This is a genomic window from Gilliamella bombi (genome assembly GCF_900103255.1).
GTDB classification, from domain to species: Bacteria; Pseudomonadota; Gammaproteobacteria; order Enterobacterales; family Orbaceae; genus Gilliamella; species Gilliamella bombi.
On sequence record NZ_FMWS01000026.1, the window covers coordinates 1 to 25,074 of the forward strand.

Annotated in this window: 25 protein-coding genes; 5 read left to right on the plus strand and 20 right to left on the minus strand. The window is 34.3% G+C overall.

Translation table 11 applies throughout. The features are described from left to right. Positions 1-135: 135 nt before the first annotated feature. Positions 136-1,968, minus strand: coding sequence for a glutamine--fructose-6-phosphate transaminase (isomerizing) (gene glmS, locus B9N71_RS12785; RefSeq protein ID WP_143422061.1), 1,833 nt, complete (start codon positions 1,966-1,968; stop codon positions 136-138). A 3-nt stretch (positions 1,969-1,971) separates the two neighbouring features. Next, on the minus strand, positions 1,972-3,357 hold the full coding sequence (gene glmU / locus B9N71_RS12790; RefSeq protein WP_143422062.1) for a bifunctional UDP-N-acetylglucosamine diphosphorylase/glucosamine-1-phosphate N-acetyltransferase GlmU: 1,386 nt from the start codon (positions 3,355-3,357) through the stop codon (positions 1,972-1,974). A 139-nt stretch (positions 3,358-3,496) separates the two neighbouring features. On the opposite strand from glmU, the gene hemG reads away from it, so the two are divergent. Both hemG and typA read left to right on the plus strand, forming a co-directional pair. Beyond that, positions 3,497-4,030 carry a menaquinone-dependent protoporphyrinogen IX dehydrogenase gene (gene hemG, locus B9N71_RS06030; RefSeq protein WP_085164823.1) on the plus strand — a complete coding sequence of 178 codons (534 nt, stop codon included), beginning with the start codon at positions 3,497-3,499 and terminating at the stop codon, positions 4,028-4,030. A gap of 165 nt (positions 4,031-4,195) precedes the next feature. Next, positions 4,196-6,022 carry a ribosome-dependent GTPase TypA gene (gene typA / locus B9N71_RS06035; protein ID WP_065561705.1) on the plus strand — a complete coding sequence of 609 codons (1,827 nt, stop codon included), beginning with the start codon at positions 4,196-4,198 and terminating at the stop codon, positions 6,020-6,022. A gap of 34 nt (positions 6,023-6,056) precedes the next feature. On the opposite strand, the gene B9N71_RS06040 is transcribed toward typA, so the two are convergent. Together B9N71_RS06040 and B9N71_RS06045 are read right to left on the minus strand one after the other, a co-directional pair. After that, positions 6,057-6,473, minus strand: a complete 417-nt coding sequence (locus tag B9N71_RS06040; protein WP_085164825.1) for an RnfABCDGE type electron transport complex subunit B — start codon at positions 6,471-6,473, stop codon at positions 6,057-6,059. After that, entirely contained in the window at positions 6,473-8,173 is a 1,701-nt protein-coding gene (locus B9N71_RS06045; protein WP_202983948.1) for a formate--tetrahydrofolate ligase, read from the minus strand. Before B9N71_RS06045 ends, B9N71_RS06040 begins: the two co-directional genes overlap by 1 nt. A 167-nt stretch (positions 8,174-8,340) precedes the next feature. On the opposite strand from B9N71_RS06045, the gene sohB reads away from it, so the two are divergent. Continuing rightward, on the plus strand, positions 8,341-9,456 hold the full coding sequence (sohB, locus tag B9N71_RS06050; protein ID WP_085164829.1) for a protease SohB: 1,116 nt from the start codon (positions 8,341-8,343) through the stop codon (positions 9,454-9,456). A gap of 103 nt (positions 9,457-9,559) precedes the next feature. Here the strand turns inward: sohB and B9N71_RS06055 are convergent, their stop codons facing one another. The 16 genes from B9N71_RS06055 to B9N71_RS06130 are packed head-to-tail and all read right to left on the minus strand — an operon-like array spanning position 9,560 to position 23,154. Further along, positions 9,560-10,786: a beta-ketoacyl-ACP synthase gene (locus B9N71_RS06055; protein WP_065590071.1), complete on the minus strand. Its 1,227-nt coding sequence runs from the start codon at positions 10,784-10,786 to the stop codon at positions 9,560-9,562. Next, on the minus strand, positions 10,783-11,514 hold the full coding sequence (locus B9N71_RS06060) for a 3-ketoacyl-ACP reductase FabG2 (protein WP_065574798.1): 732 nt from the start codon (positions 11,512-11,514) through the stop codon (positions 10,783-10,785). The genes B9N71_RS06055 and B9N71_RS06060 overlap by 4 nt, the downstream gene beginning before the upstream one ends. Before the next feature lie 5 nt (positions 11,515-11,519). Further along, complete coding sequence (locus B9N71_RS06065) at positions 11,520-11,993, minus strand: hotdog family protein (protein WP_085164831.1); 474 nt, start codon at positions 11,991-11,993, stop codon at positions 11,520-11,522. Then, entirely contained in the window at positions 11,993-13,174 is a 1,182-nt protein-coding gene (locus B9N71_RS06070; protein WP_085164833.1) for a beta-ketoacyl-[acyl-carrier-protein] synthase family protein, read from the minus strand. Before B9N71_RS06070 ends, B9N71_RS06065 begins: the two co-directional genes overlap by 1 nt. Then, positions 13,175-13,747, minus strand: a complete 573-nt coding sequence (locus B9N71_RS06075; RefSeq protein WP_085164835.1) for a DUF3261 domain-containing protein — start codon at positions 13,745-13,747, stop codon at positions 13,175-13,177. 33 nt (positions 13,748-13,780) lie between these two features. Next, a complete protein-coding gene (locus B9N71_RS06080; RefSeq protein ID WP_085164836.1) occupies positions 13,781-16,102 on the minus strand; it encodes an MMPL family transporter in 2,322 nt (773 codons plus the stop codon). Continuing rightward, positions 16,080-16,688 (minus strand): outer membrane lipoprotein carrier protein LolA, encoded by a 609-nt coding sequence (locus B9N71_RS06085; RefSeq protein WP_065574793.1) that lies wholly within the window; start codon positions 16,686-16,688, stop codon positions 16,080-16,082. The genes B9N71_RS06080 and B9N71_RS06085 overlap by 23 nt, the downstream gene beginning before the upstream one ends. A 2-nt stretch (positions 16,689-16,690) precedes the next feature. Then, positions 16,691-17,107, minus strand: a complete 417-nt coding sequence (locus B9N71_RS06090) for an acyl-CoA thioesterase (protein WP_085164839.1) — start codon at positions 17,105-17,107, stop codon at positions 16,691-16,693. Continuing rightward, entirely contained in the window at positions 17,097-18,848 is a 1,752-nt protein-coding gene (locus B9N71_RS06095; protein WP_085164841.1) for a glycosyltransferase family 2 protein, read from the minus strand. Before B9N71_RS06095 ends, B9N71_RS06090 begins: the two co-directional genes overlap by 11 nt. Further along, a complete protein-coding gene (locus tag B9N71_RS06100; protein ID WP_065574790.1) occupies positions 18,839-19,201 on the minus strand; it encodes an ApeI family dehydratase in 363 nt (120 codons plus the stop codon). The genes B9N71_RS06095 and B9N71_RS06100 overlap by 10 nt, the downstream gene beginning before the upstream one ends. Beyond that, positions 19,198-20,577, minus strand: coding sequence for an AMP-binding protein (locus tag B9N71_RS06105; protein ID WP_065590080.1), 1,380 nt, complete (start codon positions 20,575-20,577; stop codon positions 19,198-19,200). The genes B9N71_RS06100 and B9N71_RS06105 overlap by 4 nt, the downstream gene beginning before the upstream one ends. Then, positions 20,547-21,116 (minus strand): COG4648 family protein, encoded by a 570-nt coding sequence (locus tag B9N71_RS06110; RefSeq protein ID WP_065590081.1) that lies wholly within the window; start codon positions 21,114-21,116, stop codon positions 20,547-20,549. Before B9N71_RS06110 ends, B9N71_RS06105 begins: the two co-directional genes overlap by 31 nt. After that, positions 21,113-21,364 carry an acyl carrier protein gene (locus B9N71_RS06115; RefSeq protein ID WP_065590082.1) on the minus strand — a complete coding sequence of 84 codons (252 nt, stop codon included), beginning with the start codon at positions 21,362-21,364 and terminating at the stop codon, positions 21,113-21,115. Before B9N71_RS06115 ends, B9N71_RS06110 begins: the two co-directional genes overlap by 4 nt. A gap of 12 nt (positions 21,365-21,376) precedes the next feature. After that, entirely contained in the window at positions 21,377-21,631 is a 255-nt protein-coding gene (locus B9N71_RS06120) for a phosphopantetheine-binding protein (protein ID WP_065574786.1), read from the minus strand. A gap of 27 nt (positions 21,632-21,658) precedes the next feature. Continuing rightward, a complete protein-coding gene (locus B9N71_RS06125; protein ID WP_065590083.1) occupies positions 21,659-22,453 on the minus strand; it encodes a lysophospholipid acyltransferase family protein in 795 nt (264 codons plus the stop codon). Beyond that, a complete protein-coding gene (locus B9N71_RS06130; protein WP_065574808.1) occupies positions 22,435-23,154 on the minus strand; it encodes a beta-ketoacyl synthase chain length factor in 720 nt (239 codons plus the stop codon). Before B9N71_RS06130 ends, B9N71_RS06125 begins: the two co-directional genes overlap by 19 nt. Positions 23,155-23,292: 138 nt before the next feature. Here B9N71_RS06130 and B9N71_RS06135 point away from each other — a divergent pair, with 138 nt between their 5' ends. Next, entirely contained in the window at positions 23,293-24,381 is a 1,089-nt protein-coding gene (locus B9N71_RS06135) for a methyltransferase (RefSeq protein ID WP_085164849.1), read from the plus strand. An 11-nt stretch (positions 24,382-24,392) separates the two neighbouring features. Then, positions 24,393-24,791 carry a hypothetical protein gene (locus B9N71_RS06140; protein WP_065574784.1) on the plus strand — a complete coding sequence of 133 codons (399 nt, stop codon included), beginning with the start codon at positions 24,393-24,395 and terminating at the stop codon, positions 24,789-24,791. The last annotated feature ends 283 nt before the right edge of the window (positions 24,792-25,074 follow it).

Consider the following 25,074-nt stretch of genomic DNA (forward strand, 5'->3'; position numbering starts at 1 on the left):
GATTGAGTATAAAACACTAAAACAAGCAGCATGATTTTCTACGTGAGTTGTGTACTAAATTTGGTGTATTTACAAAATATTTACACTATAAGTATAACAACACAGTTAAATAAAAATAGTAAGTTGTTTGCGTATCTATTCTACCGTTACCGATTTTGCTAAATTACGAGGCTGATCGACATCGGTTCCTTTGATCAAAGCAACATGATACGCAAGTAGTTGTGTAGGTACTGTGTAATATATTGGTGCAGTAAGCTCTTCAATATGGGGTAGGTTTATAATGTGCATGGTGTCATCACTAACAAATTCCGAATCTTCTTGGGCAAAAACATACAATTGACCGCCACGCGCTCGAACTTCTTCTATATTAGATTTTAATTTTTCTAGCATTTCGTTGGTTGGTGCCATAACAATCACTGGCATATCAGCATCAATTAATGCAAGTGGACCATGTTTGAGTTCACCAGCAGCATAGGCTTCAGCGTGAATATAAGATATTTCTTTGAGCTTTAGCGAAGCTTCCATAGCGATTGGATACTCATCACCTCGACCTAAGAATAGCGCATGATGTTTATCCACAAAATGACTAGCTAGTTTTTTTATTTGAGGTTCTGCTGTGAGCACCTGTTCAATGCGGTTTGGTAGGACTTGTAGTGCATGCACAATAGCCTGCTCAGTACTTTCAGCCATATTATTTATGCGTCCTAATTTAGCAACTAGTAGCAATAAAACCGTTAATTGTGTGGTAAAGGCTTTAGTTGACGCAACACCGATTTCAACCCCCGCCTTGGTTAATAGAACTAAATCTGCTTCGCGCACGAGTGTTGAGGCTGCCACATTACAGATAGCAAGGGTGCTTAGGTAATTATTTTCTTTGGCTAATCGCAATGCAGCGAGTGTGTCAGCCGTTTCACCAGATTGTGAAAGGGTGATAAATAAGCTATTTTTGCGACGAGCTGGATTTCGATAACGGAATTCTGATGCAATCTCGACATCACAAGGAATTCCTGCTAAAGCTTCAAACCAATAACGTGCAACCATACCTGCATTATAAGCAGTACCACAGGCAACAATTTGAACATGCTCAACCTGTTTAAGGATGGCTTTGGCTTCATCACCAAGTTCGGACAAATCAACTTTACCATGTACCATGCGGCCTTCAAGCGTATTTTTTATTGCATTAGGTTGTTCGTAGATCTCTTTTTGCATGTAATGGCTGTAGCCTGCTTTACTACCCGCATCATACTTTGCATCAGATTCTAAACATGGTCTTGCTACTTTTTGATGATTTTTGTCTAAGATTGTTACTTTTCGGTGAGTGATAAGTGCGATATCACCTTCTTCCAAATAGATGAATTGGCGAGTGACGGGTAATAGTGCTAATTGATCGGATGCGATAAAGTTCTCTCCTACGCCACAACCTATAACTAAAGGACTGCCTGAACGTGCCGCAACCAGTATATCTGGATTGCGAGTGTCCATAATGACTGTACCGTAAGCCCCTCGTAGTTGCGGAATAGCTTTTTGTACAGCGTCAAATAAGGAACAATCTTCTGTTGATATAATGTTATGAATTAAGTGAGCAATAACTTCAGTATCCGTTTCTGAACGAAATTGATAACCTTTGGCGATCAGCTTTTCACGCAGTGGCTCAAAATTTTCGATAATTCCATTATGCACAACGGCAATAAAGCCAGATACATGTGGATGAGCATTGTGTTCAGCTGGTTCACCATGAGTTGCCCAGCGAGTATGAGCAATTCCTGTAGATCCTTCTAGTGGATGCTGTTCAATGGCATCTTTAAGTGCTTGTACTTTGCCAACACGACGAACGCGTTTTAATTCACCTTGTGGTGAAATAATTGCCAGTCCTGCCGAGTCATAACCACGATATTCTAATCGTTTTAAACCTTCTAATAATATTTCAGCAACATCACGTTTGGCGATAGCACCCACAATACCACACATATCTTATTCCTCGTTAGTTAACTTTGTTGGTCGTTTCCAACCAGCAAGTTGTTTTTGTTTTACTCGGCTTACGACCAATTCGTTCTCATTCACATTATTGGTAACCGTTGTCCCTGCTGCAATAGTTGCCCCTTTACCCACTTTTACAGGTGCAATTAATTGCGTATCAGAACCGACAAACACATCATCTTCAATAATAGTTTTAAATTTATTTGCACCGTCATAATTACAGGTGATGGTGCCTGCACCTATGTTGACGTTACTACCAATTTCGCTATCGCCAAGATAGCTTAAGTGTCCGGCTTTGCTTGCTTGGCCTAGATGTGCTTTTTTTAATTCAACAAAGTTGCCAACATGGGCTTGTTCGTCAAGCTGTGAACCAGGTCGTAGACGGGCGAAAGGTCCGATAGTGCACTGTTTAGCGATAGTTGAATCTTCAATAATGCTATACGGACTGATTGTTGAATTGTCATCAATTGAGCAATTTTTTAAGACACAGCCTGCACCAATAAATACGTTATTGCCTAGTTTGACATTTCCTTCAATAATTACATTACAATCAATCGTAACATCTTTACCATGCGATAGTGTGCCTCGTAAGTCAAAGCGATTTGGATCAAGCAGTGTTACACCAGCTAGTAATAAATTTTGAGCTTGCAGGTGTTGATATTGTCTTTCTAACATTGCCAATTGTAGGCGATTATTAACACCTTCAACTTCAAATTGTTGAACTGGGTGCGAGGTTAAGATTTCATAACCATCTTGGTAAGCAAAAGCAATAATATCGGTTAAATAGAACTCTTTTTGCGCATTATTATTGGTTAAACGTAATAACCAACTTTTCAATAATTTTCCGTTAACTAGCATTATGCCAGTGTTAATTTCGTTGATTTTTTGTTGCTCTGGTGTGGCATCTTTTTGTTCAACAATAGCAATAACTTTGCCATTTTTGCGTTCGATTCGACCATAACCTGTTGGATCTTCAAGAATAACAGTTAATAAAGCAATACCTTGCTGGGGTTTACTAGCAATTAAAGTTTGTAGTGTTTGAGCCGATATAAGGGGAGTGTCGCCATATAAAATTAAGATATCTTCGTCATCTTGAATGTAAGGGATAGCTTGTTGCACAGCATGACCAGTACCTAATTGTTCGGCTTGATATACCAGTTGAACAGGTTGATCTTTAAGCGCATCTTTAAGCTGTTGTTTGCCATGTCCATAAACAATATTGATGCGATTTGTATTAAGTTGTTGAACTGTATCAATCACATGTTGTAACATCGGCTTGGCGCCAATTTTATGTAAAACTTTAGGTAGGTTGGAATGCATCCGTGTGCCTTTTCCTGCCGCCAAAATAATTGCACTTAGCTTTGGTGGTGAAATTGCCATAATTGGTTCCGATCTGGTTGAATTAGCGTAACACTATAATCAAAATTTTTAATGAAATCATCCCCAATCTTTTAATTTTTATCATAAAAAAAGTAAAATTGATATTTACCAAAGAGTTTAACAAAAGAGGCAGCAAGTTATGAATTCCGCTATAAAAGTTTTATTACTCTATACCACACACGAAAAACAGACATTTAAAATTATGCAACGCATAAAAACACAACTTAATGGTCGATGTGATTGTGATGTTATTGAACTGTTACCTGATACTAAAATTGATCTGACGCAATACCAAGCAGCCTTATTGGGAAGTTCCATTCGCTATGGATTTTATAGCAAATTAATGAAAAAGTTTATAAATAAGAATTATCAGCAGTTAAATAGTATGAAGTCTGGATTTTTGGGGGTAAATATGGTGGCAAGAAAGCCCAACAAAAATACACCAGAAACCAATTTATATACTAAAAAATTTCTAGCCAAAATAGCGTGGAAACCCACTTTTACTGCTGTATTTGCTGGAGCGCTGTATTATCCTCAATATAACTGGTTTGATCGCAATATGATCCGCTTTATTATGTGGTTAGGGAAAGGTGACACTGATGTAACAAAACCGGTTATTGAATATACAGATTGGGCAAAGGTAGATGAATTTGCCAAACAGTTTTATACTTAAACGTATAGTTACCTGAAACTTTTTTACAAATAAATTGATATTTTTCTAAAGATATCAAGTGTTCAACTTCTTTTAAAGAAACTTTGTGATATAGATCAACATTTCGGCTAAAAAGGTGTACAATACTGCGCCTATAGAATCTGTCTCCTAATTGGAATTTTAATTGTGATTGAAAATTTAAGAAATATTGCCATTATTGCTCACGTTGACCATGGTAAAACAACATTGGTTGATAAGTTATTAAAACAGTCAGGTACGCTAGATAATCTACGTGGTGACGATAACGAACGCATAATGGATTCAAATGCGCTTGAAAAAGAGCGTGGTATTACCATTTTAGCTAAAAATACCGCTATTGATTGGAATGGTTACCGAATTAATATTGTTGATACCCCAGGACATGCTGATTTTGGTGGTGAAGTTGAACGTGTTATGTCTATGGTTGATTCTGTATTATTGCTCGTTGATGCAATGGATGGACCAATGCCTCAAACACGTTTTGTAACGCAAAAAGCATTTGCTTATGGTTTAAAACCGATTGTGGTTATCAATAAAGTAGACCGACCAGGAGCTCGCCCTGATTGGGTGGTTGACCAAGTGTTTGATCTGTTTGTTAATTTAGGCGCTACTGATGAACAGCTAGATTTCCCTATTGTTTATGCTTCTGCATTAATGGGTATTGCGGGCTTAGATCATGAAAATATGGCTGAAGATATGACGCCACTATTTGAAGCGATTGTTAAACATGTTGAACCACCAAAAGTGGATTTAGATGGTCCATTCCAAATGCAAATTTCTCAACTTGATTATAATAATTATGTTGGCGTTATTGGTATTGGTCGTATTAAACGTGGTCGTGTTAAACCAAATCAACAAGTGACTATAGTTGATAGTGAAGGTAACAAACGTACAGGTAAAGTAGGGCAAGTGCTAGGTCATTTAGGGCTGCAACGTTATGAAGCTGAAGTTGCCGAAGCTGGTGATATTATTGCATTAACTGGTCTTGGTGAACTCGGTATCTCTGACACGATTTGTGATAACAGTTGCGTTGAAGCTCTGCCGGCATTAACTGTTGATGAACCAACAGTAACTATGTTCTTTAATGTTAATAGCTCACCATTTGCTGGTAAAGAAGGTAAATATGTAACATCTCGACAAATTCTTGAGCGTTTAAATAAAGAGCTTGTACATAATGTTGCGTTGCGCGTTGAAGAAACTCCAGATCCAGATGCGTTTAGAGTATCAGGTCGTGGTGAATTGCATTTATCAGTACTCATTGAAAATATGCGCCGCGAGGGTTATGAGTTAGGAGTCTCTCGTCCTAAAGTTATTTTTAGAGAAATTGACGGTAAAAAACAAGAGCCATTCGAGCAAGTTACCCTTGATATTGAAGAACAACATCAAGGTTCAGTAATGGAAGCTCTTGGTTTACGCAAAGGTGATCTAACCAACATGTTACCAGATGGTAAAGGTCGTGTGCGTTTAGATTATGTCATTCCAAGTCGTGGACTTATCGGTTTCAGAACTGAATTTATGACTATGACTTCAGGTACAGGTTTACTTTATTCTACATTTAGTCATTATGATGATATTCGCCCAGGCGAAATTGGTCAGCGTAATAATGGCGTAATGATTTCTAACGGTACAGGTAAAGCATTGGCTTATGCGTTATATGGTTTACAAGATCGTGGTAAGTTATTCCTAGGCCATGGTGCTGAAGTATATGAAGGGCAAATCATTGGTATACATACTCGTTCAAACGATTTAACTGTTAACTGTTTAACGGGTAAAAAATTGACTAATATGCGAGCATCAGGTACCGACGAAGCAACAACACTTTCACCACCAATTAAAATGTCATTGGAACAAGCGTTAGAGTTTATTGACGATGATGAATTAGTTGAAGTAACACCGTTATCAATCCGTCTTCGTAAACGTCATTTGACGGAAAATGACCGAAAACGTGCATTTAGAAGTGGTAACAAAGACTAATTAATATTAGTTCTATCGTAATATGAAAACCTCGCTATTTAGCGAGGTTTTTTTTGGCTTTTACTCTAGCAATGGCATCGGCGATAGACTGTTTCCGGTCGATCGATGTGCTAGTTTTGTTTGCCATCGGTGTGACACGAGGAAACAAAATTGTTGGTGGCACCAATTGGTTGTGATTTAATCGCTGTTGCTTTTTCTCAGTTAGCGCTAACTCTTCTGATTCACTTAATACAGTGCCTAAAGTGCTTAATGTAATACAGTCTGTTGGACAGGTATTAATACAATTACTGCACGAGGTACATAACTGTGGCAAAATTGTGTGCAGCACTTGCTTACTGCCCACTATAGCATCGGTTGGGCAAACACGAATGCATTTGCCACAACCAATACAGTTTTCTTCGTCAATAAATGCTTTATATTGTTCTTGGGTTTGCATAATTACTTCTTGCATTAACTTAAACCTACAATATTACCATCCTTGTCAATATCAATATGCCTATAAGCAGGATTAGTACCAAGCCCTGGCATGGTCATCACATTTCCAGCGTAAACACGAATAAAGCCAGCCCCTGCTGAAATAGCTAAATGGCTGATATCAACGTCAAAATTAGTTGGTACATTTTTTAAGTTAGCATCGGCACTAATTGACATTGGTGTTTTAGCAATACAAAGTGGCAAATGATCCAGTTTTAATTCTTCGATCTCTTTGATGTTTTCCAGTGCAGTGGCTGATAAATTAGCTTTGTTAGCACCATATTTTTTTACCATGGTTTGAATCTTATCTGCGAGTGGCATATTATCAGGATAAGGCAATTTGATTTCACTTGGCATGTCACATGCCTTAATAACATGTTTTGCTAATTTTTCAGCGCCTTTACCGCCTTGAGTGAAGACTTCACTCACTTCACAGGCAAATGCGCCATGTTCAATCGCATATTTTTGTAAAAACGCTAATTCTTCTTCACTGTCATGTGGAAAGCGATTAATAGCGACAATTACTTGTAACCCATAGCTTTTGGCATTGTTGATATGCCATGCTAAATTGGCAGCACCAATTTTAAGTAATTCAACGTTTGACTCAGAAATTTCTTTTGGAATTGCTTGCCCTGGTTTAATATTATATTTACCACTGTTAGATTTTAAACTACGAACTGTTGCAACAAGCACTACACATGAAGCTTTAATGCCAGCTTGGCGATATTTGATATTAAAGAATTTTTCCATACCCATATCCGAACCAAAGCCCGCTTCAGTCACGACATAATCAGCAAGTTGTAAAGCAATGCGATCGGCAATGACAGATGAGTTACCATGAGCAATATTAGCAAAAGGCCCAGCATGAATAAGTACCGGTGTATTTTCAACAGTTTGCATTAGGTTTGGATTAATCGCATTTTTAAGTAACACAGTCATGGCGCCAGCAACTTCAAGTTGTTCTGCGGTAATGGCTTCGCCTTGCGTATTATAAGCAAGAATAATACGACCAATACGAGCACGCATATCATGTAAATCTGAAGCTAAGGCTAAAATTGCCATGAGTTCTGACGCTGCGGTAATTTCAAATCCATCTTGGCGTGTAACACCATTAACGCCACCACCAACACCGACAGTTATTTTACGAAGCGCACGATCGTTATGATCTATCACTCGCTTCCACACAATGCGATTTACATCAATGTTTAAACGCGGTAAACCTGTTTGTGCAGTAAATTCATCACCTAAACGTTCTTCATGATAAAGCCTTGAATCTAAAGCAGCAGAAGCTAAATCATGTGCGGCAGTAATGGCATGAATGTCACCAGTTAAGTGTAGATTTAATGTTTCCATTGGCAAAACCTCGGCCTTACCACCGCCAGCAGCACCACCTTTAACACCAAATACAGGACCTAAACTTGGTTGACGGATACAAGCGATTGCGGACTTACCAATATAATTTAAGCCCTCACTTAGCCCGATAGTATTAACTGTTTTACCCTCACCAAGTGGCGTCGGCGTGATAGCAGTAACTAATACCAATTTACCGTTAGGTTTGTTTGGTTTGGTTTTAAGAATGGATAGATCAACTTTTGCCACATGCTTGCCGTAAGGCAGGACAAATTCTTCTGGAATGTTGCATTGTTTAGCTATTTCGGTAATTGGATGTAATGGCATATTAATTCTCATCTAACAGTAATTTGGGTTATCAGTATAAATAATTTGATTTGCCGAATAAAGCGACAATTTTATCTTTATCGTTTTTCGGCACAATTCGCAATTATCTTGTTATAATTACTAAATCTATTCAATCAACATATATTTCATTAAAGGATAATAATTAAATGAATTGGTTTTCTGAGTATTCACTTTTTTTAGCTGAAACAGCAACAGTTGTTATAGCAATTTTAGCTGTACTTGTTTTTATATTAAGCCAACGCCGTAAATCAGCAACGGTGGCAGGGCGGTTATCGGTTAAAGATATTAGCCAAGAATATGAACAAGTTAAAGACGACATGTTAATGTCAAGCATGGACGAGTTAGAAGCTAAGCTGTTTATGAAAGATCTTAAAAAACAGAAAAAAAATGAGAGAAAGCAAGCGAAATTAGCAGCTAAACAAAAAAAGAAACAAGCTAAAAATCAAGAAAAATCTGCCGAACAAACTTCGGCAGATTCAGATAATGTAGCGAAACCAGTAGAAAGTAATACAAACCAACAAGTTAAACCTAAATTATTTGTATTATCTTTCAATGGTAGCATGGATGCACACGAAGTTGAAGAATTACGCCAAGAAATCACTGCTGTATTAGCTGTTATTAAGCCTGAAGATAAAGTTGTCATTAAGCTTGAAAGTCCAGGTGGCGTGGTTCACGGTTATGGTCTTGCTGCATCGCAATTATTACGGTTTAGACAACGTGATATACCTTTCACTGTAGTGGTTGATAAAGTTGCGGCAAGTGGGGGATATATGATGGCTTGTACCGCTAACAAAATTGTGGCTGCACCATTTGCAATTGTGGGTTCAATTGGTGTGGTTGCGCAGATCCCTAATTTTAACCGCTTACTCAAAAAACATGATGTAGATATTGAATTACAAACGGCAGGTGCGTATAAGCGTACATTGACGATGTTTGGTGAAAATACCGAAGAAGGACGTCAAAAATTCAAACAAGAATTAGAAGAAACTCATCTTTTATTTAAAGACTTTGTTAAAGAGTATCGCCCAAATGTCGATATCGAACAAGTTGCAACGGGCGAACACTGGTTTGCAACACAAGCTAAAAATAAAGGCTTAGTTGACGAAATCAGTACAAGTGATGACTTTATTTTATCTCACTTAGAAACACATAAAATTATCTCAGTCTGCTATCAACGTAGGCAAAAGCTATCGGAAAGAATTTCGAAGAACGTGATGAAAAGTGTAGAAAGATTGTTTTTCAGACAAGAAAACGGGCTGTAATAGCCCTTTTTGTGATTAACGTCAATTTTTTAATTGATTTGTTGGAGCTAATTATACTGATAATTATAATTAGCTCCCGTTTATCGTTGTGGTGTTGGTTAGATTAAAATCGTTTGATGATAATTGAAGTATTTATCCCACCAAATGCAAAATTGTTGGTTTGAAAATACTCAATATCTAAATTTCGACCAGTTCCCATTATATAGTCAAGGTCACCACATGCTGGATCAATATTATTTAGATTAATTGTTGGATTGAACCAACCTGAGTGCATCATTTCAAGTGTTAACCAAGCTTCTAATGCTCCACATGCTCCAAGAGTATGGCCGAAATAACTTTTTAACGATGAGATAGGTGTTTGATTACCAAATATTTCAGAAGTTGCATTACTTTCAGCAATATCACCACGATCGGTAGCTGTACCATGAGCACTGATGTAACCAATATCAGCTGGTGATAAATTAGCTTTTTTTAATGCTTGCTCGATACATAGTTTCATTGTTTCTTTACGTGGTTGAGTAATATGGCTCGCATCACAATTTGTCATAAAACCGACTATTTCACCATATATTTTTGCTCCTCGCGCTTTTGCATGCTCGTATTCTTCAAGAATTAAAGCACCAGCTCCTTCACCAATCACTAAACCGTCACGATCTTTGTCAAATGGGCGAGGAGAACTTTTGGGATTATCATTCTTTTGACTGGTAGCAAATAAGGTGTCAAAAACTGCTGCTTCTGAAGGACATAACTCTTCTGCACCACCAGCTACCATTGCTGTTTGCATACCATATTTAATCGCTTCATAAGCATAACCAATAGCTTGGCTACCTGATGTACAAGCGCTAGAAGTTGTAATAACTCTTCCTTTTAATCCAAAGAATAAACCAGTATTGACAACAGTAGTATGCGGCATCATTTGTACATAAGTTGTAGCAGTAATATTATTAGTATGTTTTTCATTTAGCATTGTTGCAAATGAAGCGACGGGTTGTGTACTACCAGTTGAAGAACCAAATGCAATTCCTGTTTTACCATTTGTAATGATTGGGTCATCAAGTAAACCTGATTTTTCGAGTGCTATTTCTGTTGCTTTTGTAGATAATAAAGATACTCTTCCCATGGAGCGTATTTTTTTTCGGGTATAATGCTCTGGGATAGTAAAATTATCAATAGGTGCGCCTAATTTTGTATGCAATCCATCGTAGATTTCCCACTCGGGCATATATCTCACTGCGTTTTCTAGTTTTTTTAACTTTTCTTGTATGCTTATCCAGTCATTACCAAATGCAGTAACGCCACCCATTCCAGTTATGACAACCCTTTTAGTCATACCATCCCTCCGTTGATTGAAATTACTTGGCGTGTTATATATCCTGCTATATCAGACATCAAATAACTTGCTAACCCTGCTACTTCGTCCACTTGTCCCATGCGTTTTAATGGTATTATTCTCATTGCCTCTTGTAATGCAATAGGTTCCATATCTAAAATACCGGTATCAATTAAGCCTGGCGCAATACAATTTACTGTGATCTTGCGTTTAGCAAGCTCAAGCGCTAGAGCTTTACTTGCTCCAATTATCCCTGCTTTTGCAGCACTATAATTAACTTGTCCACGATTACCAACCAAACCAGAAACTGACGTTATACTAATAATTCGCCCACCGCTACGAAGTCCTATCATTGGCATAATACAAGGGTGCAGAACATTATAAAAACTGTCAAGATCAGTATGAATGACATTGTTCCAATCATCTTCAGTTAAAGCAGGAAAAGCTCCATCACGAATGATACCAGCATTATTTACAACACCATAATATGCGCCATAAAGTTCGATATCAGCTTCAATATTTTGTTGACACTGTATGCGATTACTTACATCGAATTGTATTAATCGAGCTGTGCCTCCAAATTGTTCAATATAATTTTTTGTTTCAATTGCCCCTTGCTTATCATTATTGTAGTGAACAGCAATGGCAAAACCATCTTGCGAAAGTTTACAGGCAATAGCTTTACCAATTCCTTTGCTTGCACCTGTTACCAGAATTGTTCGTTTCATTTCTTTTATTCTCCTAATCGATTTTGACCGAATAAATGAGCTAATTCAGTTTGATCAGGCTCATAGACATTGAGCTTTCCTGAAACGACACATTGTTCGTCGATCTTTATTTGACAATCAAAATTAGCTAGTTTGCTATCAAGAAGAACTAAGTTTGTATGGATAACTAAATGGCTGTAGTGAGGAAAGCTCGGTAATAATGTTTTTATTGATCTTCCACCTAGTAACATACCTAATTGTGGTTTTTTATTATTAATAATACCATGGTAACCATTCCATACGCCGATGGTTTGAGCCATTAATTCAATGGCATATAAATTGGGTAATTCATTATTATTATTTAAAAAAGGTGCCAAAATACCATTTTTATTAACTTGAACACTACAAATGCATTGTTCATCATTAATTAAATGAACTTTTTCTACCATTACCATTGGTTCTTCATGAGGTAAATAATAATTCGCTGGGTAATATTGCATTATATTTTTCCAATAATAAGAGATGCATTGTTACCACCAAATGCAAAAGAATTTGACATTATAATTGGAGTATTTAATGTCATACGCTTTGTAACAATATTGATTTTATCAAGATTTTCATCAAATGGTGAGACCGAAAAATCCTGTTGTGGTAAATAAATATTTTGATCAAGCAATAATGTGCTAATGGCTAATTCTGTCGCTGCAGCACTACCTAAAGTATGGCCAGTTAAATGTTTAGTTGAGCTACATGGCGGTAAATTTTGATTGAATAAGCGATAAACAGCTTTACTTTCGGCAAGATCATTCAATATAGTTGCTGTTCCATGAAGGTTGATATAACCAATGTCATTGGTCGTTAATCTTGCATTATCTAAAGCCGCTTGCATTGCTTTTTGAGCGCCTAATCCTTCTGGATGGGGTGATGAAATATGATGAGCATCAGATGATTCCCCAGTGCCCAAAATAACCATATTACTTGTTTCTTCTTTGGTAAGTAAAAATACAGCGCTTGCTTCGCCGATGTTTATTCCATTTCGGTTTTGTGCAAAGGGCATACATGGATTTGCAGAAAGTGATTCAAGTGCATTAAATCCATTAATTGGCATTCGGCTCAGGCTATCAGCTCCACCAACAATTGCTGCATCAACGATTCCTGATTCAATTAATCTTTTACCACTAATAATAGCTTTAGCACTAGATGTGCAGGCAGTTGATATTGTGTAACTAGGGCCTTTTAAACCAAGCAACGCCGTTAAAAAACACGATGGATCACCTAATTCTTGCTGATTATAAGAAAAAGTAGGTAAATGGATATTCGTTTGTAAGTAATGTTTTAAATTGACATCTCCTTCATGAATGCCTGAGGTGCTAGTCCCCATAATAATTGCTATTCGTTTATCCCCATAACGTAAAATAGCATTATCAATATCGGATTGAATTTGTAAGTAAGCTCCATATAATAATTGGTTATTTCGTGTTGAATATTGTGATAAACGTGTAGGAATTTTGGGTAAATCAGCTTTCACTTTACCTACCCAAGTTTTTTTATTGTTTAGCAACCAATTATTTTCTTCAATTAAACAGTGTGGTGCACAATACTGCTTAGTTAAATTCTGTCTAATTTCATTTAGAGAATTACCTAAACTATTGATTGCTCCTATAGCTGTAATATAAACCATTTATTTTGTATCCATACTTTGAATTGCAATTTTATAACCAAATATATGATGTTCAATTTGAATTGGTTTTCTTATCTTAGTTGATGGTTGTTCTGCATAGGTTATATCTATTATGGTTTCTTGTTTGTTATTGAGCAATGTTCTATGTAGCTCGTTATTAACGATTTGCCAGCCAGCAGGTAGTACGGTCAGCCAATCTTGAGTGGGTAAAATACTCAACATAATATCAGATAGAACTTGTTCGGGAGCAGGTAGTTCTTTAACAAATATATTGTGTTTTGTTTTTACTAGCTTGCCATCATAATCAATTTCAAAGAGCCTGATACCTAGAGCAGAAAGACCAATCACCTTTAATTGGTTGTTGCTAATATCAACTATGGCAATAATTGAGTTTTCCAGATTTTTATATTTAAATTTTAACAGCTGCTGATCATGATAATTTTGTTTTGTATTTATTACTGGAAGATTAATTTTAACTTCTTTAGTTAACCATGCTTGAGATTGTGTTTTACTAGCGCAACTAGTAACAAAAATGACTAACATCATCATGGTTAAAACTAAATATTTTTTCATCTTATATTCCTATTTTTAATTTTTATAAATTTTTTAAGTAATATTTGTCTGTTTTATAGCTAATGGAGCAAATATAAAAGCGGTGAAAATTCCACTCGTCAACACAATTCCAAAACCCATTATGGCATTCGTATTGCTAATTATCAGTAGTCCAAAGGATAGTAATGTCGTTAGCGCAGCCATTGTAACTGCCAATAATGCACTATTAGTTTGGCTTTTATGATTACCTAAAAAGAGACTATAATCGATACCAATACCAATGACAAGAATGAGGGCTAGCATAGAAAATAGATTCAATGGTTGGCGAATAATGCCATGCACAGATAGTGCAACTCCTATTGATAGTAAAGTCGGTAGCGTGCTTTTTAGCGCTATAATTACTCCATATTTGCGATTGTAAAAGATAAAGCAGATACATATGATAATTACTGCACTAGCAATTAACTGAGACAAGTGGATTCTATAGTTGGTAAACATGGTATTAAATTCAGTGTGGCGATCGAGCCAATGGATGCCATTATCTACTTGCGATAATGCACTGATGTCGCTTAATTGATTAACATTTCCAATAGGAATTAATGTTGCACTTTTACCATTTGGTAGTGATAACCATAGCAAATTTTGTCCTTGACTAATTTCGCTTTTCAGCCACATTTCAGGTGTAATAAAATCGTTTGAATCTTCAATGTTCGGTATTTTAACATTAACACCAATTTGTTGAAGTGAAGACACAACTTCGGGAGCTAATTTGTTTATTAAAGCAATATTATATTGCTGTTTTTTTATTGAAGGTAAATTAATAGTCTGATATTGTTGAAAAATACCATGCTGTTTTGCTTGTTCTAATTTTGGTAAAAAAGATTCTAGTCGCTGTAATGTTTGTTCTGCTGTATCACCAAATACGATAAACCATTTTTGATCTGAGGATTGGTGAGTTATGTTTATTATATCTTGCTCCTCTTTTTGGAGATCGGCAGGTAAAACTTGTAACTTACTGATATCATCATCAACCTTTAAATTATTAAAACCATAACCAATAAATACTATAGCAATAGATAAAGTTATCCATTGCATTTTTTTATTTTCCCATAGCTTAAGCCAAAAAGTGGAGAAGCGATGGCCGATATTTTGTCGAACAGGTAAATTTTTTACTAAAAAAGGATACCAACATGTAACAGTTAAAAAGGCTCCAATTAAGCCAAAAACAGCAAAAATAGATAACTGTTTTAATCCTGGAAATGGTGCAATTAGTAAAACTAGGTAAGCAATAAAACTGGTGCACAATGCAATAGTTAAGGTTGATATTAATTTTTTTAAACTGGCATACGGCGATTCATTATTACCATTAAGTAATCGTTCAGTTAAATAATGTAATGAATAATCAATGGTTATTCCAATAACGCTTGTACTCATTACTAATGTCATTACATGAATCTCGCCAAATATCATTAATACTGCGACTAATCCACAAACAATTCCAATTAAAATTGATAATAATGAAAGAAGAATAGGAGTGATAGAACGAAATACAGCAATTATTAGTACAATAATACCAATAATGGAAAGGCTTCCTATTCTCGAAATATCTTTTTTAGCTTCAATACTTGCATTATCACTATAGAAGAGTACACCTCGTTTTAATATTTCTGTTCCGGGGTAATTTGTTTTTAACTGTTCAGTCAATGTTTCCAACTCGGTAACGATTTTGTGTGATTGGTTTAGATCAAATGAAGAACCATTCAGTTGAGCATAAATCATGTACCATACATTACCTTGCTTATCTTTACCTGTTAACCAATTATTTTGAATGGTTAGATTCCCCGTATTACTAAGTCGGCTCAACTGTGAGGCACGGGTGAGGAGTAATGGATCTTTATTTAGCTCTGTTGCACTAACACCACTAAATGGTGAGTATATTTGGCTTTGAACCCAAGCAAATTGTTTATGTGTTTCTAGCCTTTCAGTTGTATTTACATCTATTAGCTGATAACGATATTTGTAAGCAAATTGTCCCCAATTTTGTTGAAATTGTTCATCAAAATGCCCATTAACTTGAATAAAATTGGGATTTTTTTGTAACTGTTGATACCACCAGTTTACCGCTTCTAAATTATTGGAGTTAGCTGGTTTAATTAACCAGACAAGTTGCTTATCGAGTCTATCTTGGAAACCATTAATAATTTCAATTGGAACATGGTTAGTTTGTTCCTTAGGTAGTAAGGATAAAACACTACTGTTGAATTTACTGTTAGAAATAAGCTGACATGCAACAACCAGTAAGCAAATGACAGTAATGCCCCATAAAATTGCTTTATGTTTAAGTTTTATTATTTTATTTGAATAGCAATTGTTCATGTTGTGTTAATTTTGTTGTTTTGTGGTTTTTAAATGTAATTATAGTTTTATCATCTTGTTTATCATCTATGGCGATAGTTTGTAGATATGTGTTGCCGTGTAGTGTTATTTGTTTGAAAATTTTATTTAATGGAGCAATTTTAGGCGTAAGTATAAGTGTCCATTGTTGATTTTGTTCTGATAGAATTATCTCAAAATTATTTTCTAGCAATTGTTTATCAGCAGTAAATATTGCAGTCAATAAATGATTAAACTGGAACAGTTGAGGTTGGTTTTCTGCTGTAATTATTTGAGGTTGTTGTCCGTCTACACTTTGTTCCATTCGCTGTTGATTCATTTTTAGCGTCATAATAAATGGCGTTAGTTGTTGCCACCATAATCCTAAATCTTGAGAAATAATCATTTTTCCTGATGAATGTAGTGGGGCGGATAAACCATTTATGTAACGTTCTTGTATAAAATCAGCATGAATGGTTTTATGTTTACTAAATTGTTGTTGTAAATCTTCAAGTGTAATGGCGTAGATTGATGTGGAAAAGCACATCATCATTACTACGCTAATTATAGTAATTAAGTATTTCTTCATTTTTATAATCCAAAGCGTTCTAAAAAAATTGGCGGTGTAACAAAACTCATTTCTTTGTTTGATGCCGATATCGCTACTTGAATTGTATAGCCAGATGTTGTTTTTTTTCCTGTTAAACTATCTTTTATTGTGTAATTAATTTTTATACGATGTTCAAATTCTTCTAAAGTTGCAATAATCTGTAAAGTCTGTTCAGCAATTGTTGGTGCGATATATTTTACTCGAGCATCAACAATAGGCCAAAGGTAACCTGATTCAATCATCTCTTTGTAACCATAATTGAATTTTTGGAATAAAGCTTCTCTAGCTTTTTCAAAAAATTTTAGATAGTTGCCATGCCAAACTACACCCATTGCATCGGTATCATGAAATGAAGTGGTATATTCAATAGTAGAGCTACGTTTAAAATTATTTTTCATTTTTATCTGAATCTTTATTTAGGTTATTTGGTGTTGGTGGACTAAATCTCCAAAAATCGTAAAAGTTAAACCAATCTAGTGGAGAAATGAGGCAATAATGTTCTAATCTTTTTGCATACTCTTGTATTATTTTGTTCAGTTCATCTTGTCGATTTTGTCTTGGCAGCAAAATTTTATCTGAAAAATGCTCAAAGTAGACTTGAAAGCGTCCATTAGGTTTTAGCCCCCAAATTAAATAAACAGGAAAACCTAAAGCAGCAGATAAAATAAAAGAACCTTTCGGAAAAGGAGCAAGATCACCTAAGAAATTAGCCCAACTAATTGAGTTATCCGATGTTCTTTGATGTGGATTGCTTGATGTTCGATCACCAACAATAGCCACCCATTCGCCATTATCTAGTTTTTCTTTGAGTAAAATAGCTGTATCTGGACCTAAAGTGTCTACTTGGACCAAATTAATTGCGGATGCTTGATTTACTTCCTGTAACACTTGCTGAAAACGCATAGCATTTTTTTTGAAAACAAGCGCATTGATTTTTATATTATGTGATAACTCGGCTAGTGCTCTACACATTTCTATATCACCAAGATGTGAGCAAATTAAAATAATACCTCGCTTATCAGAAATAATATCTAAGCATTCTTGATTGTTAGAAAAATAAAGTTGATTGAGTTTAATGTCACCTTGCCAACTTGCTATTTTATCGAGTAGTGATTCTCCAAATCGTTGGAAATGCCGAAATGAGGTAAGCTGATTTTTTTCAACATAAGGGATCTGGTCATAATAGTTTTTAATTTTTTCTAAATAGGATTTTGATGCTTGGCGTTGAGTTTTTCCAGTTAACCAAAAATACGTAATAATTGGAAACATAACTAATTTAGCAAATTTTCTACCAAAAATCTGGTAAAGTTTTAGAATAAATTTGATGCCTAATAGCCCTTTTCTTTCCGGTATTTGAGACCAATGTTTTTGACCTTTAGCTTTATATTTATTTCTTTTAAGTAATAAAGGAATGCGCGGAATCATTCCAAAAAATAAACGAGTATGCATCCATGATATTCGAACATTATCTTTGAAGGTGTGAAAATGTGATACGCCATCTTTAGGGTAAGTTACATGCGTCGGTACAAAAATAGATGGTGTACCTTGCCAGTATAGTCTCACCATTATATCTGTATCAAAATCCATTCTTTTACCTATTTTACACCGCTTTGTGAGACCAACAGTTTGCTGTAGTGGGTATATACGAAAACCACACATACTATCTTGAATTGAAAAAGATAAAGTTTCAATCCATACCCAAAAATGCGTTATATATCTAGCGATTAATCGATGTTTAGGTACAGAATTGTCATAGACAGGATTGCCGGATATTAATGCATCAGGGTTAAGTTGTGACTGTTTTAATAATTGTTTAACAAATTGGCTATCATGTTGCCCGTCAGCATCTATTTGTATGGCATGCGTGAAACCTTGATTAAACGCATATTCAAGGCCTGTCATAACTGCAGTGCCTTTGCCCTGATTAGTTGGTAAGTGTAATAGTGTTACCCATGGATATAACGCTGAAACTTGTTCTAACTTTTGTTTTGCATCTTTAGAACTACCATCATTAATTAAAATGCATTTCAAATTATAAGATTCAATATTTTTTAGAACCGTAGGTAAAGTTTCGCTGTGATTGTAAGATGGAATAACAAAACAATAGTTAGCAAGTAAAGACGATTGTATTAATGACATAAAGTAAGTTTTCCTGTACTTGCTATTTTATTGCTATTGTTTGGTGTGATGAAGGTATAGATGAATTCTAGTTTTTTAATCTTTTCATGCCATTTTAAATGTAAAGTAAGGCGATCTTCGGGAATTACAGGGCATTGAAATTTGATTACATCGATAGATAACAAGTGTAATGAATCATCAATATATTTTTGTGTGTAATGAAGCACCCAGTTAAGTTGAACAACTCCCGGTAATAAGGGTTGGGATTTAAAATGACCTTCAAACCAAAAAAGATCAGATGAGATTGTTAGTTCAATATCAGCGGAGGTGTTGCTAATATTAATTATATTTTCCTTTGCAAACTTTTTTTTCATTGTTTTTGTTGTGTATCAAATAATTTTTTTAAATCAATATAAGTACATTTCCCTTGAGAGTTTTTAGGTAAAGAATCAATAAATCGCCATTTTTTGGGCGTTTCAACTAATGATAATGTATCTTTCAATAAAAGTCGAAAATATTGTGTTAATTCGAAATGATTATACTGTTTTAATGACTGTTTGTATAAGGAAGATAATTCAATAACTGCACCGAGTATTGTTCGATTATTTTGTTCTAGCGGAATGACAATAGCTTGTGCCACCTCATCAAGTTGATTAAGCTGTTTTTCAATGAATACTAGCGATACTCTGTTTTCAGATATTTTTATAATCTTATCTATTCGCCCGTTTAAATGAAAATGGCTTTCATCCACTACCTTGATTTCATCGTTTAATTGTTCAGGTTGAGTTAGTAAAGGTGAAAATAATAAAGGCGGCTTTGATTTTTTGCATTCGATATGCATTGATGGAAACAGTTTCCAAGGTGTGTCTGCTTGTGTTTGTTGCCGAGTTGCTATAATGCCCGTTTCGCTTGAGCCGTATATTTCATCAGGTAATACGCCATAGCTTTTTCCACATAATAGTGCTTCTTCATATGTAAGCTTGCCGCCAGATGAGATTATTTTATCACAATTTATTGTTGGCAATTTGTCATCCAAATTTTTGATTATTGATGGTGTTGTAATATAAATAATTTTTTTATGACTATAAGTAGTTAGCTGCTCTTGATAAAGTATAGGTTCACAAATGAATGGAATTTTACAGCTAAGAGGTAACATTATCTTAAATGTTAAACCATACATATGTTCATGGGAAACCGATGCAATAAATAGGTTATTTTCAAATTTTCCCCAACCCGCTTCAAGTACACCAATCTCTAATTCAAGCTGAGAAACCGATTTTTCAATCGGTTTTGGCATTCCAGTTGAGCCTGAAGTAAACAGTGTTAATGTTTGGTGTTTAAATCCAGATTCTATTAATTGCTTTTCTGTAATTATATTATTTATATCAATTTTATTGATATCGATAATTTGTTTGCTTGAGAAATATTGATTAGTAAATTTAATATCATCAATTAATAGACCATCATAGTGATGTTTCATTTCTTTATGGTGAGGGTTGATTAATATTGGTTGCTTACCGGAATAGAAAAGCGCCAATAATCCTGCAATGAAATTAAAACTATCTTGCATGTATAATGCCCAACGCATATTAGAATAGTTATTTAATACATTATTTATGTTTAAAACCTGTTTTTTTAAATCACCTATTGTTAACGGCTGGTTATTTCTAAATGCTACAATTTCATGTTCTGGTCGTAATAGTTGCTTTGATAGCGATATTAATGTTGTATTTTTTGACGTATTAACCATTCAACCCCCATAAATATACCAATCAAAATATAGCTAATCAAACCATTATATAAAGTCCACCAGTACATATTATTTATCAAGCAAGTAGTTAAAGCGATAGCTCCATTGACAATAAAAAATAAACACCAATATAAGGTTACTTTTCGCGTATATAAAACACCCTCTGCAGATAAATTTACATGTTTTAATCTAGCAAATTTTTCAACCATAGATTGTGGTTGGTATAAGGTGTAACCAAATGTGATGAAAAATACGAAGTTAACTAATACTGGATAAAAAAGGAGTATTTGATATTTAGCACAAAACCAACTCATCAACGCCAAAAATAGGCCTATACATGCAATAAGCTTCGTCATCCAACGTATATTTGCAAATAAATTGGGTAAAGTGACTAGTCGTAAAACAAAAGAAACAACTAAATAAAAAATAGCTAGGTTAACCCAGTTGTAGTATAAAGATAAGTAAATAATAAATGGGTAACCGACAAATAGAATATTTGTCACAATATTTATTATTAACTTAACTCTATTTATTTTCATTCTTTTGCATTCACTAAGTTATTAATTGCCTCAACAACATCTTGTACTGTTCTAACAGACTTGAATGTTTCGGGATCAACTTTTTTACCAATCTTTTTTTGAAGGTGTACAACCAAGTCAACAGCATCAATACTATCTAAATCTAATTCTTCAAAGAGTTTAGACTCAGGTTTAATATCTTTTGCTGATAACTCAAAAAGTTGCACCAGTGCAGACTGAATTTGTTCAAAAATCTGTTGTTTGTCCATGCTATGTCTCTCCTATTGTTGTGATGAGATAAAATCAGCTAATGATTGAATTGAGTAAAATGCTTTTTTCGTTTCTTCACTTTCTGCAGATAAAACGATCCCATATTTGTTTTTAATAGCAAGACCAAGTTCTAACGCATCAATAGAATCTAGCCCTAGTCCATCATTAAATAAAGGGGCTTGAGAGTCGATATCATCAGGTGTGATAGCTTCCAAATTTAGTACATCAATTATGAGTGTCTTTATTTCATTATGTAGTTTTTCCATTAGTTTTCCTTTTACATTGAGACTGTTTTAATTTATTTCAGTTTCATTAAATACTGAAGTCAAATACCGTGTTAATTGCCTTGCTGCAACAGTTGTATTTGGGCTGATAAAATCAGCAATTGAAATTTTTTCTCCGACAGTAATATTAAAACAAGCTTTTTTTATTGGTATATCATACCATTTCTGTTCCTTTATAAGAAAAGGAGGAGCACATTTTATATGAATGACTCGAATATCCACTTGGCAACGTAATGCTATATTAGCGGCACCTCTTTGTAATTTTATTGGTTTGTTTGGTATACTTCTTGTCCCCTCGGGAAATATCAGTATTCGCCCACCTTTTGCCAATATTTGTTTGCATTGTGGTAATATTTTTTCTGATTCGGCATTTAAAATGTATCCCGCGGTTTTTATGATGCGGCTGATAAAAATATTGTTGATAAGTTCACCTTTAATTAAGCAGTCACAACGAGGCATTACTGATGCTAAAAGTACAACATCAAGCAAAGAAGGGTGATTTGCCACAACCAAACAATTTTTGTCTTGTTTGAGTTTCTCAAGTCCATTGAATTGATAATTAATTACCCCTAATGATTTTATTATCCATATAAAAACTTTAAAACTAAAACAAACACTTTTTTGGGCAATAATGCTTCGTTGATGTTTGTTCCAAATAAATATTCTTAACAGACTAAACCATAATAGTGAAATTATAAAAAAACCACATAATCCAAATAACGTAAAGCCTAGCGCAGTAATTAATAAACGCCAATATTGATTAAAATTATAGGTGTTTATTTTCTCTATAAATTTATTATCCATTGCCAATCTTGAACGTTTCCTTGTACTATAAATTGTTTTTGTTTATTCAAATAAGCATGCAAAAAAGCAAGAGATTGCGGATAATCTGACTTATAAACTTTTGATGTTTTTTCTATACTTTTACAACTAAATTCATTGCCACTTGTTAATATGTATCCTACAGCATAAATCGGAACTAACTGTTTGATACCCGTTTGATAAAATTTGGGAACGATGCCATCAAAATCTATTAATAGTATTTTTTTGTTGCTTTGATTTAATAAAGGTAAAGCTTCTATCAAGCCTTGATGAAAACTATCATTATGTGCTGATAACGAAGTAATAGGAACCGTTTGATTTGCAACAATTGTTAGTAAACCTGCAGTCGTATTATGAACTGATAGGGCAAAATCAGTAGGTGAAATCTCATTATTTTGATTAAGTTCAGATAATATTTTATAAGTTCTTTCTAATTCACCATGTCGACTAGTAAAGATAGCCAAATCAACGCTATTATTGTTTATAAGTTCCAGACCAACCTCAACAGCTAAGCGTGATGATGTACTCATTCGGCGCACTTGCATCATGGGCAGTTTATTTGATTTAGGTAGAGGTAAACTCCAATCGTGTTCTAATTGTTGAGACCACAAAAACCAATCATCTTTACTAGATAATCCGGAAGATAAAGCAAACCAATTTTCAATAGAAAAAGAAAAATTCATTTCGTTAATATTTTTAATTAATTCTTTACTTAACAATATTTTGTAATATTATTTAATATAAATTTACTTAAGTATGCAATGTGCTGATACAATACATTAAAAATTTAAAAAGGCAAGAGATTGACTGAACAAGAAAATATAAGATATGGATATTATAAAGATATTTATACCGCATTAGACGCAATAACAGAAGCACAAAAAATAGCATTTTATCCTATCTTTTTTCAAGCAATAGTTTGTATGAAAAACAAAGGTATCTTAACTTGCATAGATCAAGCAGGGAAAAGAGGCATTTGTTTTGACGAAATAGCAAAACAAATTTCTTTATCCCCTTACGCAATTGAGCTTTTGTTGGATATTGGATTAAGTATGCATGTTATCTATAAAAATGATGGGCACTATATTCTTGGTAAAGTAGGGCATTATTTATTACATGACAAAATGACCGAAGTTAATCTTAATTTTACTCAAGATATTTGTTATCAAAGTATGTTCTATCTACAAGATTCGCTTGAGTCTGGAAAACCTGAAGGATTGAAAGTCTTTGGTAATTGGAAAACAATATATCCAGCATTACAGTCATTGCCTAAAAAAGCTAAAGAAAGTTGGTTTGAATTTGATCATTTTTATTCTGATCATTCATTTCCAATTGCTTTTTCTCATATTACCCAATTGAATCCCAAACACATTTATGATGTTGGTGGTAATACAGGTAAATGGGCTATTTATTGTACTAAACACAACCCCAATATCAAAGTTACATTATTAGATCTACCCGAACAGATTTCTGTTGCCGAAAATAATATTAAGCAAGCAGGTTTTGATGATCGCATTGACTTCTATTCCGTCAATTTATTGACTGCAGAGATATTACCAAATGAAGCAGATATTTGGTGGATGAGTCAGTTTTTAGATTGTTTTAGTATTGAACAAATCACCCATATTTTAAAATTGATTCACAGTAGCATGAAAGATGATGCTATAGTATGTATTATGGATCTATTTTGGGATAGACAAAATTTTGAAGCTGGAGCATTGAGTTTAAACGCTTCTTCTTTGTATTTTACATGTTTAGCAAATGGAAATAGTCGCTTTTACCATTCTAAGGTATTTTATAATTGCCTTAATAATGCTGGTTTTTATGTCGAAAAAGATATTGATAATTTAGGTTATGGTCATACGCTGTTAATCTGTAAAAAGCTAATTAGTAATAAACAAACAAAATAAAGGAGTAAACAATGAAGTTTTTAAAATATATCGTTGGTGCATTATTACTTTCGCTATTAATTGGATGTTCTGGTAAATTTCAAGAACCCCAAAATATTACCACCCCAGTAACTGGACTATCAAAAGATCAAGTGAAAAAAGCTATTTTAGCTTCTGCTACTAATGGTCGAGCTGCATTTGGTACATGGAAGATGGATGTTATTGACAGTAATACTATTCGAGGGCGTTTATTCAACCGTAAGTTTGAAGTTGTAGTGAATATACCTTATTCTGCAAAGAGCTACTCTATTAATTATGTATCAGTGAGCAATAATTTAAAAAATAGTCAGGGCGGAGTTCATCGAAATTATAATCGTTGGATAAATAATCTTGATGCTAAAATTCAAGAAAATATTTTCAAAGCAAAATAAAGTAGATTTTTTGCTAATTTAACCATATCAGATAAAAGATAAAATGAAGATATAATTAGTCTAAATTTATTAATTAAAAATATTAAGCTCAATTCAAAAATTGAGCTTATACAATCTAAATACATTATTTCAATAATTTCTTGTCCTTGATTAAATTTCCGTTAAACATAGTGCTTGTTAACTAATTTTAACGATAGCATTAATTGTCAAAACTGAATATCCATTATTCTAAATAGGTTTAATATATAAACAGTCCATGAAAATTAATGGATAAACTCTTTCT